This is a genomic window from Aliiglaciecola litoralis, assembly GCF_039523355.1.
GTDB classification, from domain to species: Bacteria; Pseudomonadota; Gammaproteobacteria; order Enterobacterales; family Alteromonadaceae; genus Aliiglaciecola; species Aliiglaciecola litoralis.
Genome location: NZ_BAAAFD010000007.1, coordinates 81,545 through 96,441 on the forward strand (window position 1 = coordinate 81,545; position 14,897 = coordinate 96,441).

11 protein-coding genes are annotated in these 14,897 nt (G+C 44.3%); 2 read left to right on the plus strand and 9 right to left on the minus strand.

Annotated features, from left to right (window positions below; genetic code table 11):
- Positions 1-248: 248 nt before the first annotated feature.
- From ABD036_RS12615 to pssA, 9 genes are all read right to left on the minus strand, one after another.
- Positions 249-2,381, minus strand: coding sequence for a chemotaxis protein CheA (locus ABD036_RS12615; RefSeq protein WP_343860443.1), 2,133 nt, complete (start codon positions 2,379-2,381; stop codon positions 249-251).
- A 13-nt stretch (positions 2,382-2,394) separates the two neighbouring features.
- Positions 2,395-3,162, minus strand: a complete 768-nt coding sequence (locus ABD036_RS12620; protein WP_343860445.1) for a protein phosphatase CheZ — start codon at positions 3,160-3,162, stop codon at positions 2,395-2,397.
- A 35-nt stretch (positions 3,163-3,197) separates the two neighbouring features.
- Positions 3,198-3,581: a chemotaxis response regulator CheY gene (cheY, locus tag ABD036_RS12625; protein ID WP_343860447.1), complete on the minus strand. Its 384-nt coding sequence runs from the start codon at positions 3,579-3,581 to the stop codon at positions 3,198-3,200.
- 39 nt (positions 3,582-3,620) lie between these two features.
- A complete protein-coding gene (locus ABD036_RS12630; RefSeq protein ID WP_343860449.1) occupies positions 3,621-4,352 on the minus strand; it encodes an RNA polymerase sigma factor FliA in 732 nt (243 codons plus the stop codon).
- Complete coding sequence (locus ABD036_RS12635; protein WP_343860451.1) at positions 4,349-5,215, minus strand: MinD/ParA family protein; 867 nt, start codon at positions 5,213-5,215, stop codon at positions 4,349-4,351. The genes ABD036_RS12630 and ABD036_RS12635 overlap by 4 nt, the downstream gene beginning before the upstream one ends.
- Positions 5,212-6,585 carry a flagellar biosynthesis GTPase FlhF gene (flhF, locus tag ABD036_RS12640; RefSeq protein WP_343860453.1) on the minus strand — a complete coding sequence of 458 codons (1,374 nt, stop codon included), beginning with the start codon at positions 6,583-6,585 and terminating at the stop codon, positions 5,212-5,214. Before flhF ends, ABD036_RS12635 begins: the two co-directional genes overlap by 4 nt.
- 53 nt (positions 6,586-6,638) lie before the next feature.
- On the minus strand, positions 6,639-8,738 hold the full coding sequence (gene flhA / locus ABD036_RS12645) for a flagellar biosynthesis protein FlhA (protein ID WP_343860686.1): 2,100 nt from the start codon (positions 8,736-8,738) through the stop codon (positions 6,639-6,641).
- Positions 8,739-8,976: 238 nt separating this feature from the next.
- Positions 8,977-9,543, minus strand: a complete 567-nt coding sequence (locus ABD036_RS12650) for a PEP-CTERM sorting domain-containing protein (protein WP_343860455.1) — start codon at positions 9,541-9,543, stop codon at positions 8,977-8,979.
- Between the two features lie 225 nt (positions 9,544-9,768).
- The gene (gene pssA / locus ABD036_RS12655; protein ID WP_343860456.1) at positions 9,769-10,572 is read right to left on the minus strand and encodes a CDP-diacylglycerol--serine O-phosphatidyltransferase; all 804 of its coding nucleotides are present in this window, start codon (positions 10,570-10,572) and stop codon (positions 9,769-9,771) included.
- Positions 10,573-11,073: 501 nt separating this feature from the next.
- Here pssA and xdp1 point away from each other — a divergent pair.
- Together xdp1 and prsT are read left to right on the plus strand one after the other, a co-directional pair.
- Positions 11,074-11,931, plus strand: a complete 858-nt coding sequence (xdp1, locus tag ABD036_RS12660) for an exosortase-dependent surface protein XDP1 (RefSeq protein ID WP_343860458.1) — start codon at positions 11,074-11,076, stop codon at positions 11,929-11,931.
- 177 nt (positions 11,932-12,108) lie between these two features.
- On the plus strand, positions 12,109-14,883 hold the full coding sequence (gene prsT, locus ABD036_RS12665; protein ID WP_343860460.1) for an XrtA/PEP-CTERM system TPR-repeat protein PrsT: 2,775 nt from the start codon (positions 12,109-12,111) through the stop codon (positions 14,881-14,883).
- The last annotated feature ends 14 nt before the right edge of the window (positions 14,884-14,897 follow it).

Consider the following 14,897-nt stretch of genomic DNA (forward strand, 5'->3'; position numbering starts at 1 on the left):
ATTATTCTAAAAGGTAAATTTTTTACCTACCCACAGCTTACATTTCAATCTGCGCATAGTCATCTCGGTATATTACTGTATACAGCACCGCTACACCACTTAAGGTGTGGAACTATCTGTTAATTTTGCAGGTTGTCTTGGGTAGGTACGCCGCTAGCCTCGCGACCTTCACTAACAAGGGGAGGTAGAAAACACACTAAATCAAATGCTTAGATACTTTCCCTTGTAATGAACATTAATTTATTCAGCTACTTTTTCTTTGCGTAACGCTTAAGCAAGTTTGGAATATCAATAATTAATGCAATACCGCCGTCGCTGGTTATAGTCGCGCCAGCCATTCCAGGCGTGCCTTGCAATAATGCATCCAACGGTTTAATCACAACTTCTTCTTGACCTATAAGCGCATCAACCACAAAACCCACTTGTTGCGTACCAATTTGCACTACCACAACATGACCTTGATTTTTATCCGTACTACCTTTGCCATTTTTCAACCAGTCTCGTAGGTAAAATAGTGGTATCGCTTTGGAGCGCACAATCATCGTCAATTGACTGTCAACGGTATTGGTCTTACTCATATCCATATTAATGATTTCATTGACTGCGCCTAGCGGTAAAGCGAAAGTCTGTTCACCAACCACAATCATCAAGGTTGGTAAGATGGCTAACGTAAGTGGCACTTTTATTTCGAGTCGTGTGCCTTTACCCAACGCTGAATCAATATTCACGGTACCATTGAGTTGGTTAATTTTGGTTTTAACCACATCCATTCCCACACCGCGACCTGAAATATCTGATATTTCTGTTTTGGTGGAAAACCCAGGAGCAAAAATCAAATTAAAGGCTTCTACATCAGACATCCTAGCCGCTGCATCGGCATCCAATACACCGCGACTAATCGCAATTTCTTTAAGCTTCTCGGCATCCATTCCTTTACCATCATCTTCGATGGTAAGCAGAATATGATCACCTTCTTGAGACGCAGATAACTTCACAACTCCCATTGATGGCTTGCCTGCCGCAACGCGGTCTTCAGGCATTTCGATGCCATGATCGACAGAGTTTCTGACTAAGTGAACTAACGGATCTGCCAGTGCTTCAACCAAGTTTTTATCTAAATCGGTTTCTTCACCTTCTAACTCTAGGGTAATTTCTTTTTTCAGGCTGCGCGCCAGGTCTCTGACGACCCGAGGGAATCGACCAAACACTTTCTTAATGGGCTGCATACGGGTTTTCATTACCGCCCCTTGCAGGTCACCCGTTACCACATCAAGGTTAGCAATGGCCTTAGTCATAGCTTCGTCGTTAATGTTAATACCAAGACTTAGAAGGCGGTTTCTGACTAACACCAATTCCCCCACCATATTCATGATCTGGTCGAGTCGTTTGGTATCAACCCGAACTGTCGTTTCGCCTTGTGCCGCAGCCGAAGCAGACTTTTTATCATCTTTTTTGGCCGGTGCTTTTACCACAGGTTTAGCAACGGGTGCTGGCGCTGCGGCAGCCACTGGCGTTGGAGGCGGCGGTGGCGGCGGTGGTGGCGGTGGCGGCGGTGGCGGTGGTGGAGGCGCAGCTTTAGCTGGCTCTTTTACCGCTGGTCCTTTACCCGAACCATGTAATTGATCTAATAGCGCTTCGAATTCATCGTCAGAGATTTCATCAGAGTCTGAATCACTGGCTGCAGGAGCTGCTGGAGCAGAAACAGCAGGTGCCGATTCTTTTTCTGCAACGAATTGTCCTTCACCATGCAATTGATCCAACAAAGCTTCAAATTCATCGTCGGTAATGTCTTCACTGTTGTCATCGAGCACGCTTGCTGGTGCTGCAGGAGCAGGTGCGCTTGGTGAGGCACTGCCATGTAACTCATCTAATAAAGCTTCAAATTCGTCTTCTGAAATTTCGTCTATGCTGCCTTCACCTGAGGAGGCTGGTGGTGGCGGTGGAGCTGTTGCCGCTGGAGCCGGCGCTGCAGGCGCAGCAGCATCTTGAGATTCAGGTTTACTCAGACGGTGAAGTGTTTCAAGTAGTTCTGGTGCTGCAGGTTCAAGTGGCTCACGGGCTTTGACGTTTTCGAACATTTCAACCACGACATCGGTGGCCTGCAAAATAACGTCCATTAACTCAGGGGTTAACGTACGTTGCTGATTACGCATCACATCGAAGACATTCTCGGCGCCGTGGCAGATATCCACCAATTCGCTGAGCGCTAAAAATCCAGCCCCGCCTTTGACGGTATGATAACCACGGAAAATCGCATTCAGCAGATCAGAGTCTTCTGGATTGTTTTCGAGATCAACAAGCTGTTCTTGCAGTTGTTCCAGTATTTCACCGGCTTCGACCAAAAAGTCCTGTAGGATTTCCTCGTCAACTTCAAAAGACATGAACCAATTCCTCTTAAAACCCTAAACTAGATAGTAAGTCGTCAACGTCATCCTGACTTGACACAACATCATCACGCGTTTCTGCATCGATAATGGGTCCTTCCGCTTTCACTTTATCGGACTCTTTGTCAGATTTGTGAGTACTTTCATCAACTTTCGGTTTTAAAGCCGCTGTTTCAGGTGCTCCAAATACCGTCAGCATGTGTACCAGACTGTCTTCGACTTCTTTTACTAACTCAATGACTCGGCGAATAACCTGGCCAGTCAAGTCTTGGTATCCTTGTGCCATCAACACATCAGTCAACAACACATTGAGTTTAGCAGTATCTGCAGAAGATTCTTCTAACAGCTTGTCTAATTCATTACATAAAGATTTAAATTCGCCGAGTTCCATTTGTCTGGACATCAGCTTTTTCCATTCAGGCAAGACTTTGGCAATACCAACATGCAGTTTTTCGGCGATGGGCATGCTCTTTTCTACCGCGTCCATCGTGGTATTGGCGGCCTGCTCAGTGGTCTCAATCACGTACATGAGACGACTTTGCGCGTCGGGGATATCTTCAATAGCAAGATTGGAAATGCGAGGATCGAGTTGAAACGTATTGAGCGAGTCATGAAGTTGCCGTGTGAGCTTGCCCACTTCAGCAAATAATTCAACAGAATTCGTCAAGGAAGCTTCCTCTAGCAATTCAGAGGCAGCTTGGTTATCTCCGGACTCAAGTAACTCGACTAATTTTTTAGCTTCGTCAAGAGACAACGGAGCTTTAGCAGAACCGGTCATTCAGACACTCCTAATTGGTTGTCATCGGGTGAGTCTTAACCCAGTCTCTCAAAAATTTTGTCTAGTTTTTCTTTCAATGTATTGGCGGTAAACGGTTTCACAACGTAGCCGTTGACACCGGCTTGTGCAGCCGCAACGATTTGTTCTTTCTTAGCCTCAGCCGTCACCATTAACACCGGTAAGTGTTTGAGGTTGTCATCTGCTCGTATCGCACGAAGCAAATCAATTCCCTGCATGCCAGGCATATTCCAGTCGGTAACGACAAAGTCAAAATCGCTCTGTTGTAGCATCGGCAATGCCGTGCTCCCGTCATCGGCTTCTTGTACATTAGTAAAACCAAGATCTTTAAGTAAATTCTTGATGATACGTCTCATTGTTGAAAAATCGTCAACAACGAGAATTTTCATATTTTTATCCAAAACTGCCTCCAATGAGGATTAAACCAAAATTATTATCTATTATTCTTCGTTTAGTCGCCAAGACTGCATTTTATTTTTCAGTTTTAGCATCGCCTGACTGTGGATTTGGCTGACTCTTGATTCACTGACCTCGAGCACTTCACCGATTTCCCGTAAATTTAATTCTTCATCATAATACAATGATAAAACAATTGCTTCTCGCTCTGGTAATGTAGTAATAGCATGCGCCAAGGCTTTTTGAAACGAACCTTGCAATAAATCTTGAAAAGGCGTGTCGCTGCCTTTCGTTTGTTCCGTGGTGATCACATCTTCAGTAATACCCAGATCTTCAATACCGATTATCTTTCCAGCGTTCACTTCATTGAGCATCTGATGGTAGTCTGTCAGAGACACTTCCAATTTTTCTGCTACGTCTACATCTCGTGCATCTCTGCCGGTCTCTTTTTCGACCTGGTTGATCGCCTCGGTAATAGCACGACCATTTTTGTGTACCGAGCGAGGTGTCCAATCGCCTTTGCGAATTTCATCCAGCATGGCACCGCGTATACGAATACCCGCGAATGTCTCAAAGCTGGCCCCCTTGGTACCATCGAAATTTCGTGCCGCTTCTAGCAAACCTATCATGCCAGATTGAATTAAGTCATCAACCAACACACTGGCAGGAAGTCGCGCTAGCAAATGATGCGCTATGCGTTTGACAAGTGAAGCATGCCTCTCTACCAATTGAGCCGTGTCGGCCTGTTGTTGATAAGCTGCAGCTTTTCTATTCACCCTTGACCACCAACCACTTTCTCGGCAATAAGTTGCTCTAGGAAAAACTCAAGGTGTCCACCTGGCTGATTTGGAATAGGCCAAGTCAGTGCTTTGTCGGCTAACCCTCTAATTGCTACTGCAGCAGGTGACGCAGGATATGCATCAACAATGGCTTTTTGTTTGCGTACCGATTTACGAATATTTTCGTCATAAGGAATAGTTGCCACCAGCTCCAAGGCCACATCTAAGAATCGATTGGTCACTTTAGATAGCTTGGCAAATAGTTCTTGCCCTTCTCGCATGTTGCGCACCATATTGGCGACAATTTTGAACTTGAACACACCGTGTTCACGATTCAGTAATTTAATCAACGCGTAAGCATCTGTGAGTGAGGTGGGTTCATCACAGACTACCATCATGATGTCTTGAGATGCGCGAGAAAAACTTAACACCATGTCAGAAATACCCGCAGCAGTATCCACTAACAGCACGTCAATATCAGCGCGCAGCTCACCAAATGCACGAATAAGTCCAGCGTGCTCTGTTTGGCTGAGTTCAGTCATTGATTGGGTACCGGAGGTTGCTGGTGCAATAAGGATCCCATGGGGCCCCATCACCAACACATCATCCAATGTGCATTCACCTGAAAGTACATGAGAGAGATTTTTCTCTACTCGCAAGCCCAGCATCACGTCCACATTCGCTAATCCAAGATCAGCGTCTAAGACCATGACTCGCTTGCCTTTTTTTGCCATTGCAATCGCAGTGTTAAGGGTAATGTTGGTTTTCCCCACCCCACCTTTACCGCCGGTAACTGCGATCACTTTAATTAATCGAGATTGATTCATTCGTCTTAAGCTACTCGCTTGGTCCTCAATCATACTGCCAATGCCGATCTTGTGTTTTCTGGCTTGTTAGTATGGATCATACCGTATTTTTTATAAAGCTTAGCCGCTGCTGAGATTAAATACTTTGCATCTGCAACTTTAATATCTTCAGGGACTCTTTGTCCATCGGTGATATAACTGATGGCTAATTTGTGTTCAACCGCAACACTGATCGCCTCTCCAAGACTGTAACATTCGTCTAACTTTGTCAAAATACATCCTTCCAAAGCAATCGACTTATATGCATTAATTGTATGCTGCATCACTGTGTGCTGCGCATTTGCCTGCATCACGACATATTTCTTAATAGTAGCACATGAATGCTGATTCAATGTATCTAACTGCTTGATTAATCGGGAGTCTCTTTGACCAAAGCCCGCTGTATCAATCAATACTAGTCGTTTGTTTCGCAGTTGGAAAAGTATATCTGATAATTCTTCTGCATTTTGCGCTTTTTTTACAGCGCAGCCAATAATTTTTCCATAAGTGGCTAATTGTTCGTAAGCGGCTATACGATAGGAATCAATTGTTACCAGTGCCACTTGCTCAGCACCATAACGCTGTGCTGCCCGTGCCGCTAGTTTAGCAATCGTGGTGGTTTTACCGGTTCCGGTCGGCCCAACTAACGCAACAACACCTTCGGTGTCTAAAATAGCATTGCCAGAGGTATGAATGCGATTGGCCATTAATTTTAACAGAAACAACCATGCCTGACGTTCATCAGCTGATTCAGGGGTATATGAGACCACATCTGAGGCGATTGATTCACTGATCCCCATAGCTTCTAAGCGAGATGCCAGATAGCCATGCAATGGATGCGAGCGTTGCTGCTCTTGCTTGATGAGACCAGACACTTGGAACTGCAACATACCTCTTAACGCATTAAGCTCGTTTTTAATCTCACTGATGGCCGATGCATCATGCTGTTGTTGCGTATTGCTTGTCGGTGCGATCTTTGGAGCAATATTTACGGGGGCATGGGTAAAGGATTTTTCCGACGGGAAATCCTGCGCTGAATTCGTTGTTTGTTGATTTTGCTGCTCTAATAATGCGCGCAAGCTATCCGGCCCCGAATCACCAATAATTTCACTCAAACTCGGCACTTTCTTAGCATTTTTAGCTGGCGCAGCGCTACGATTGGGCATGGAAGTGGCAGTCTTGTTTGATTCTGCGCGATAAGTTGACGCTGCTTTTGCGGAGCTGACAGGGGCAGTGCTCGAAGCGGGTTGGTCATAAGCGGCGATAATTTCAATCCCATCGCTGACTTTTTTGTTAGACATGATCACCGCATCGCCGCCCAGTTCACTTTTGACCTGGTTCAATGCATCTCGCATGTCTTTTCCGATAAAGCGTCTAATTTTCACAATGCCTCCGATGGAGCGAGCTAATTTGATGTTCTAATTTCATAGGCGTCATTTTATTGACCCACGGCACTTACAATGCGTATCTGTTTGTCACTGGGTATTTCTTGATATGACAGCACGTGTAACCCCATGACTGAATGTTTAAAGAATTTCGATAACACTGGGCGAAGCATACCTGAGGTTAATAACACCGCGGGCTCGCCCTCTAGCTCTCGCTGTTGCGACGCTTCGGTTAACGAATGTTGAAGCTTTTCGGCCAGTCCTGGTTCGATACCTGCGCCATCTTCTCCACCCGCTTGTAATGACTGGTGCAACATCTGTTCCAGATCGGGAGCCAAAGTAATGACAGGTAGCTCTTTTTCATTATTATTTATTTCTTGCACGATCAAACGTTTGAGTGCAATTCGCACGGCTGAGACCAGTACATCGGGATCTTGCGTCTTAGGTCCGTACTCACACAATGTCTGCACTATGCTGCGCATATCTCGGATCGGAACGCCTTCATACAGTAAAGTCTGCAACACTTTCACCACAGTGCTCAGCGGAAGAATATCCGGTACTAAGCCTTCCACTAATTTAGGGCTGGATTTGGCAAGCATGTCGAGCAATTGCTGCACTTCTTCATGCCCTAAAAGCTGGTAGGCATTATTGGTTAGCAGTTGACTTAAATGGGTCGCCACTACAGTAGCCGCATCGACCACGGTATATCCCAATGTTTGCGCATGCTCCCGTTGCTGTGGACGGATCCACACGGCATCTAGTCCAAAGGCTGGGTCGCGGGTCGCTTTACCTTCTAATTTGCCAAACACCTGGCCGGGATTAATCGCTAATTCATCATCATGGCTGATTTCCGCGTCGCCCACCGTTACGCCAAGCATAGCGATGGTATAGCTATTAGGATTGAGATCTAAGTTGTCACGAATATGCACCGCTGGAATTAAGAAGCCCAACTCTTGCGAAAGCTTTTTACGCACGCCTTTAATGCGCGTCAGTAGCTCGCCACCTTGAGTTTTATCTACCAGTGGGATCAAGCGATAGCCCACTTCCAAACCGATGGTGTCGACGTGTTGGACATCATCCCAGCCCAATTCTTTTATCTCTTGTGGTTGTTGACTTTGTTCTGGCAAATTGTCAACGCTTTGCGGTGCCTCGGCGTTTCGGCGCGCGCTCCATACGTTGTAGTAGGCGACGCATGCGACAAAGGCACTGAAACCTAAAAAGGCAAAATGCGGCATGCCGGGCACAATCCCCATCACAAACAAGATACCGGATGTGACGTACAAGGCTTTTTGATTGCCCAATTGTCGACGCATTTCCTGTCCCATTTCTTGGGAGTCATTTTCACGGGTAACAATAATCGCCGTCGCTACTGATAAGAGTAATGATGGAATTTGTGCTACTAGTCCATCCCCTATGGTCAAAATGGTATAGATTTCAATCGCGTCGCTGAAATCAAGATCGTGCTGGATCATACCGATAAACAAGCCACCGACGATATTGATCAACATAATAAACAGCCCGGCAACGGCATCACCTTTCACAAACTTTGAGGCACCGTCCATCGACCCATAAAAATCCGCTTCACTGGTAATTTCGATGCGGCGTTTACGCGCTTCGTCTTGGTCGATGTAACCGGCGTTAAGATCAGCATCAATCGCCATCTGTTTACCCGGCATTGCATCTAGGGTAAAGCGGGCGCTGACTTCAGAGATGCGTCCCGCACCGGCGGTGACTACTTTAAAGTTGATGATAAGCAAGATGGCAAAGACCACGATACCCACCGCATAGTTACCGCCAATTACCACCTCACCAAAAGCTTGGATCACTTTTCCGGCGGCGTCCCCACCTTCGTGTCCTTCGAGCAAAACAATGCGGGTGGAGGCGACATTTAGCGCCAAACGTAAAACAGTGGCAATCAATAACACTAACGGGAAAATACCGAACTCGACTGGTTTTTTGGTGAATACCGATACCAAGATGACCATCAGCGACAGCGCGATATTGAAGCTAAACAGAATATCCAACAGCACCGCGGGCATCGGTAAGATAACCATACCCATAATGGCCAGCAACACCAAAGGTGCACCTACCCCATTAGTGAAGTTCTTAACGTGATTTCTGTCTATCCGGTTAAAGTAACCTGCAAGTTCCATACAACGAATTATTGACGTGAGTGATAATTGAAGTTGAGATTGCAACAAACGCGCCAACTAGGATTGACTTAAATTTGACGCTGAGCGGCATTTACGAGATCCGTAAAGTGACGCTAAAAAGGACTGAAACTAGGTGTAAAAAAATCTGACGCCCAAAAAGCAGCGGCTATACGAGGAAATATCAGACACAAAAAACCCGGGATAAACCCGGGTTTTAGTTATCAACTGGTAAGTAAGCTTATTTAGCAGCCACTTTTCTGCGTACTAGTAAACCTAAGCCAGCAAGCATTAGCACTAGAGCTGAAGGCTCTGGTACGTAAGTTACTTGACCTAAGCGACCATTTCCTTCGCTGAAAATACCGTCAAAGGTGTCTTCGGCTATTACAGATCCACTAGACAAAGGGCCCACATCAATGAACAACTCAAGGGCAGAAGGGTGTACGAACCCTTCGCTGTAAAATTCAAGTCCAGCTGTGAAGTTAAACGGGTCAAAGCCGGCGACGATAGGCATGCCAAAAAACACAGAATCGCTATCTGCCATTGTTAAGTTCAAAAAGCCGAAGTTAATATCAACTACGGTTGAATCAGTGTCGAGGAAACCAAACTCGTCAGCTAGATCTGTGTTGTAAGTAATAGTACCAAGCAATTGGTCGAGACCTGCGGAAACACCGAAAAAGCCAAAATCTTCATTGATGTCTGCATAAATTTCTTGTTGGATGATAGCGCCAGCGTTAGCTGACATTGACATGCCTAGTGTAGAGGCCATTAAACCTGTTGCGAGTAGAACATTTTTCAAATACTTCATAAGTTAGCCTTATTATTGTTATCAACGATTTCGTTATTATTATTATTATAATTTAGCGATAGTACCCCTGGGGAGTTCAACCTCTGGCCTTTCTAAAGCAATTAACGAACCAATGTTTTTTTATTTAGAAAAAACAATAAGTTATGATTTATTCAATTATTTCGCAAATGCAAAGCGTTAAAAATATTGACAGTTTGAAGCTCACTATTAACGCAACGCAGTGGATTATTTTCTATCTTCAGCATCAGATTCGCTGTTATCTTCTTGATTAGCAAAATCCGAATCACCCTCTTCATGATCACCGACCACATCTTCTAAGCGCATTTTATCGACACTGCGAAAGGTGTTTATCGGCCCAGCCAGTGCGTAAAGAGCAAACACTAAGAACAATACTAAAGCGGGTTCGGTTGCCACAATGACAAAGCCCATCATGATTATCAGCATGGCTACAAAAGGCACTTTGCCGTGCCAATCTACTTCTTTAAAGGAGTTATATTTAAAGTTACTGACCATCAACAAGCCAGATAAGCCAGTAATTACAGCGACAATCACGCCGTAGTCATTACCATCGAGATCGTATTCAACACCTACCCAGACAAGGCCTGCAACCAGAGCCGCAGCAGCCGGACTGGCTAAGCCTTGGAAAAAACGCTTATCGGCAATGCCAACTTGGGTATTGAAGCGTGCCAAACGCAATGCCGCTCCTGCTACGTATATAAAGGCAGCTAACCAACCTATTTTACCGAGTCCGGTTAAACCCCAATTGTACGCCACCAGCGCGGGGGCCACGCCAAACGACACCATATCAGCCATGGAGTCGTATTCTGCCCCAAACTCACTTTGAGTATTGGTCATTCTGGCAACTCGGCCATCTAAGCCATCAAAGATCATCGCAATAAAAATCGCCACAGCGGCAGCTTCAAAGCGACCGTTCATCGATGCTACAACCGCGTAGAAACCGGAAAACAATCCCGCCGTTGTTAATAAATTAGGTAGTAAATAGATACCTTTACGTTTTGATTCTGTCATATTTCCTCCTGACTACTTAGGCACAAGATACCATAGGAAAACTTAAGTCGGTATAAGCAACAAGTGTCAAAGCTATAAATTATTACAGCTGTATTTAGGCGTGTTAGTGAAAGTAAGTAGAAACGAAATTTCAAGAACACAGATCAATGACGCCATTTTTGCGATTAGCAAGGCGAGTTTTCGTACCTAATAGCTAGTCTATTGCTAGAAAACTCAACGCAGATAAGCGTAAAAAGGGCGTTATTGAGGGGCACTTATTATTCTTCAGTTCAGGAGATTTAAACGGACATTATTCTACCGCTAAAAAATGTCTCTTTTAGTGTGCTATCTGCCCCATTAAGTGTCTAATTTTTTTACACCTTACACTTTCTACTTGGGAATTAAAAATATATCTATTTGTTTTTATTGGCTATTTTTCTATTGGCTTAATATTTGCTTATCTCTAGTATATTCCAAGTACGGTACGCCGTACGGCTCGAAAGTTAAAATAGGATAATCGTTATGATCAAGAAAGCACTAACAGGGATTTTTGCACTAGCTGTTGCAGGATACGCGAACTCAAGTACTACGGTTTATGAGACTCACCATTTCAATTTTTCTAGTTCTCATGCGAGTCGAAATGTACAAACTGACGTCGACAATCCATATGGTTTTGTATCGTTCACCAGTAGCACTGGAATAAAAGTCACTGCAACGGCTTTATCTTCCACAGGATACACTGGTACATGCGATTCAGGCCTTGAGTGTTTGCCTGGTAATGACAGCACCGATGACGATCCGTACATTCAAAATGCTTATATCAAACAGTATAACGGCAATGGACTTGGTGCCGTCAACTTTGATGAAGCAGACGACGTACCCAACCATGCTGTAGACAATAAAGGAAATGCCAGTAACGAGCTTGACTATGACATGGTTTTGTTCGAATTCGATACTGCTGTTGAATTAGTTGGTGTGAAAAATGGCTGGCTTGGCAGTCGCGATGATAATAATACCGCTAATGACAACGATACTGACATTAGCATCCTCGGTCTTAATGGTCCTTTCACAGGTTCAGGCAATTTAAAGTGGAGTGATTTAATGTCACATGGATGGGGTTATCACCAAGACAAGTTCGATATAGGTTTGAATACGCGTGCCACTATAGCGCCAGGCTTCGAATCTAAATATTGGTTAGTCGGCGCCTACAACTCAGTATTTTCAGGTGGCATCAACGCTGATAATGACTGGGACGCTGTCAAAATTAGTAAATTGATCACTCGTACGAGCAGTCCACAAGGGCAGATTCCAGAACCAGCCACCTTCGCGTTAATGCTAGCCGGTGTAGCTGCTATCTTTAGACGCAAGCTATCCGCTTAAGTTATTTTGCTAAACAAAAAAGACGGTTCGCCGTCTTTTTTTGTGCCTGATTTTTTATAATATCAGCGCAACTAGGTCGAGTACCATTTTACCAGTGGTGTAAAATTTTTTGACTTTGTTATATTGTAGCGCAGATACCGAAACCATCATCAGTGTGAGATTCCAGATTTGAAACTATTGAAAAACCTATTCCTTGTTAGTTGTTTGTCGCTAACCTTGACAGTGTCTGCACAAAATAGCAGTGAGTTTTATGAAAAAGCCTTAGCTTCTTACGCTGAACAAGACTTTGAAGCCACCTACATTTATCTTAAAAACAGCTTACAAAAAAACGAAGATAACTTGCCTGCCAAAATATTAATGGGCAAGGTGCTGATGATAAGTGGTTATTTAGAAGAAGCGGAGACTGAACTCGAAGAAGCACTTAACCTTGGTGCTGATCCAAGCTTAGTCGCCGATACCTTGGGGAAGGTGTGGTTATTTACCAATCAGAACGAAAAAATCATCGATACTGAGTTTAAAAACTTAAATTCGCAAAGTGTTACTGACTGGCAAATCATAGTCGCCACTGCCCATTTGAATTTGCGCAATATAGAAGGCGCGCGAGAAGAGTACCTCGGGGCACTGAAGAATCAGCCGACAAATATTCGTGCCTTGAATGCGTTGGCATTATTAGAAATGGGGCAGGAAAACTTTTCTATCGCCAAAAATTACTTGGATAAGTCCAACTTGCTAGAGCCTGAAAACCCCCATACTTTGCGTTTAATGGGCGATCTTTATTTAAGACAAAAAGACATCTCCCAAGCCATTGCTTTGTACAAGCGTAGCTATGAATTAGACTCGGATGATCCGTTAATTAAGCGCTCTTTAGTCACAGCCTATTTGCAAAATCAAGATACCGAAGCAGCCCGAATCTTACTTGATAAAATTCTAGAGCAAACACCGGGCGACCCCACAGGAATGCTGCTCAAAGCATGGTTATTAGCTAAAAATCAAATGAGTGATGACGCTGCCCGAGAGTTAGAGAACCTCAGTGCCCAACTCGCCGGATTAACCGGTGAGACGCTAAGTGAAGATCCAACACTGATATACGTCAGTGGTTTATCTGCATTTGCATTACAGAATTACGCACAAGCCAAGGCCTTTTTCATCCAGTATTTGACCTTGGTGCCTAATCATATCGAAGCCATTGCACTATTAGCGCAAACTCATGTGAAACTGAATGAGCCAAAACCTGCGCTAGAAGCGATGCAGCGCCACGAGCGTAAATTGATGGAAAAGATTGAAAATGCCATGTTGTTAGCAGAGTTATATCTTGCCAATGGTAAAGCATTCAAAGCGGTAGAAATTACTAACAAACTCAAAGAACAATATCCCGAAAACCCCAATGTTGAATTGTTAGAAATTAAAACATTGATGTCACGAGGAAAGTTAGAACTAGCATTAAACCAGTTAAACGAGTCTAAAAGTGCCAGCACAAATGTGCGTTTTATTATCGCCAGAGCTCAAATATTTATGGCAATGGGCAAAATGGATGAGGCCGATAAGATCGCAGACCAACTGTTAGAGCTAGCGCCAGAAAACATCGATTTTCTAAACTTAAAAGCCGGTATTTTAATTCGTCAACGAAATCTGGCCGACGCTGAGGGCTATCTAGACCGAGCACTTGCTATTAACCCACAACATTTCTCTGCGCGCTTTAACAAAGCCAACCTGCTGAGTTCTCGTGGCGAACATGATAAAGCCATCGAAATCGTTGAGCAGCTAAATACGATTCAGCCCGATACGGTGGATGTGTTGACCTTACTGGCGCGCAATCAATACAACGCTGGCGAGATAGATTCAGCGGTAAAGAATCTTGAACGAGTGCTAGAAAAAGACATTGATAATCTCACGGCGCTGGAGTTGCTGGCAACGATTTATGCCCAAAAAGGTGAGCCAGAAAGAGCCATTCGTCAGCTCAATATCGCGATCAAAACCGAGCCTGAGCAAGCTCGTTATCAAATGCAGCGAGTTGAACTTTATCTAGCGCTGAAACAATTTGATCGGGTTAAGCGTGAATTACGCAAAATACAAGACTTGGTTAAAAAAGACGCAGTTGGATTGGTCGAATTAAGCAAAATTCAATTCAAGGCCAATGATATTGAGGGAGCCAAAAATAGTATAGCTGCGGCTTACGAAATCTACCCCGACAGTCAATTTTTAGCGATTGAGTATGTGCGCACACATATTGCTACCAACGATTTAACTAAAGCACGAGATATGCTGGATAAATGGTTAACCTTAAACCCTGACAATCCCCAGTTACTGGTGTTATCAGGGGATATCTATTTAACAGGCAATGACAAAAATGCGGCGGCCAATGCCTATTTCAAGGCACTTGATGTCGCTAGTAATTACCGTGCGGCGTTAGCTAAGTTGTATCAACTTACGCTAGCGGGTGTTGGCCAAACACAGTTTGAGAGCAAAGTTACCGAGTTGGTAAAAAATAATCCGCAAGATCATTTTCAGCGCAACTTATTAGCCGACTTCTTATTGAATCAAGGGCGCTATGATGAGGCGCTACCCCATTATGAGCAATTACTTGCAGTGGACGCACTGCCCAACAAAGTGTTTATTTTGAATAACATGGCTAACATTTATTTGGATAAAGACTTAAACAAAGCGCAAAGCTATATTGAGCAAGCAATGCAAGAAGGGGTTGAAATCGCTGCGCTCTATGACACCCAAGGGTGGATTAAATCGCTTAAGGGACAGCATGAAGAAGCATTAACGATTTTACGTAAGGCCTTTGCAATGGACTCCGATGATCCTTCCAATCAGTATCATCTTGCCTATACATTGCATAAATTGAATCGCGACAGTGAAGCAAAAGTGTCCTTGCAACGGGCACTGGACTCATCCAAACCCTTTAATGAAAAACAAGATGCCCAAGCCTTGTTAGAAAAACTCTAACTCTTGAGGGTTAC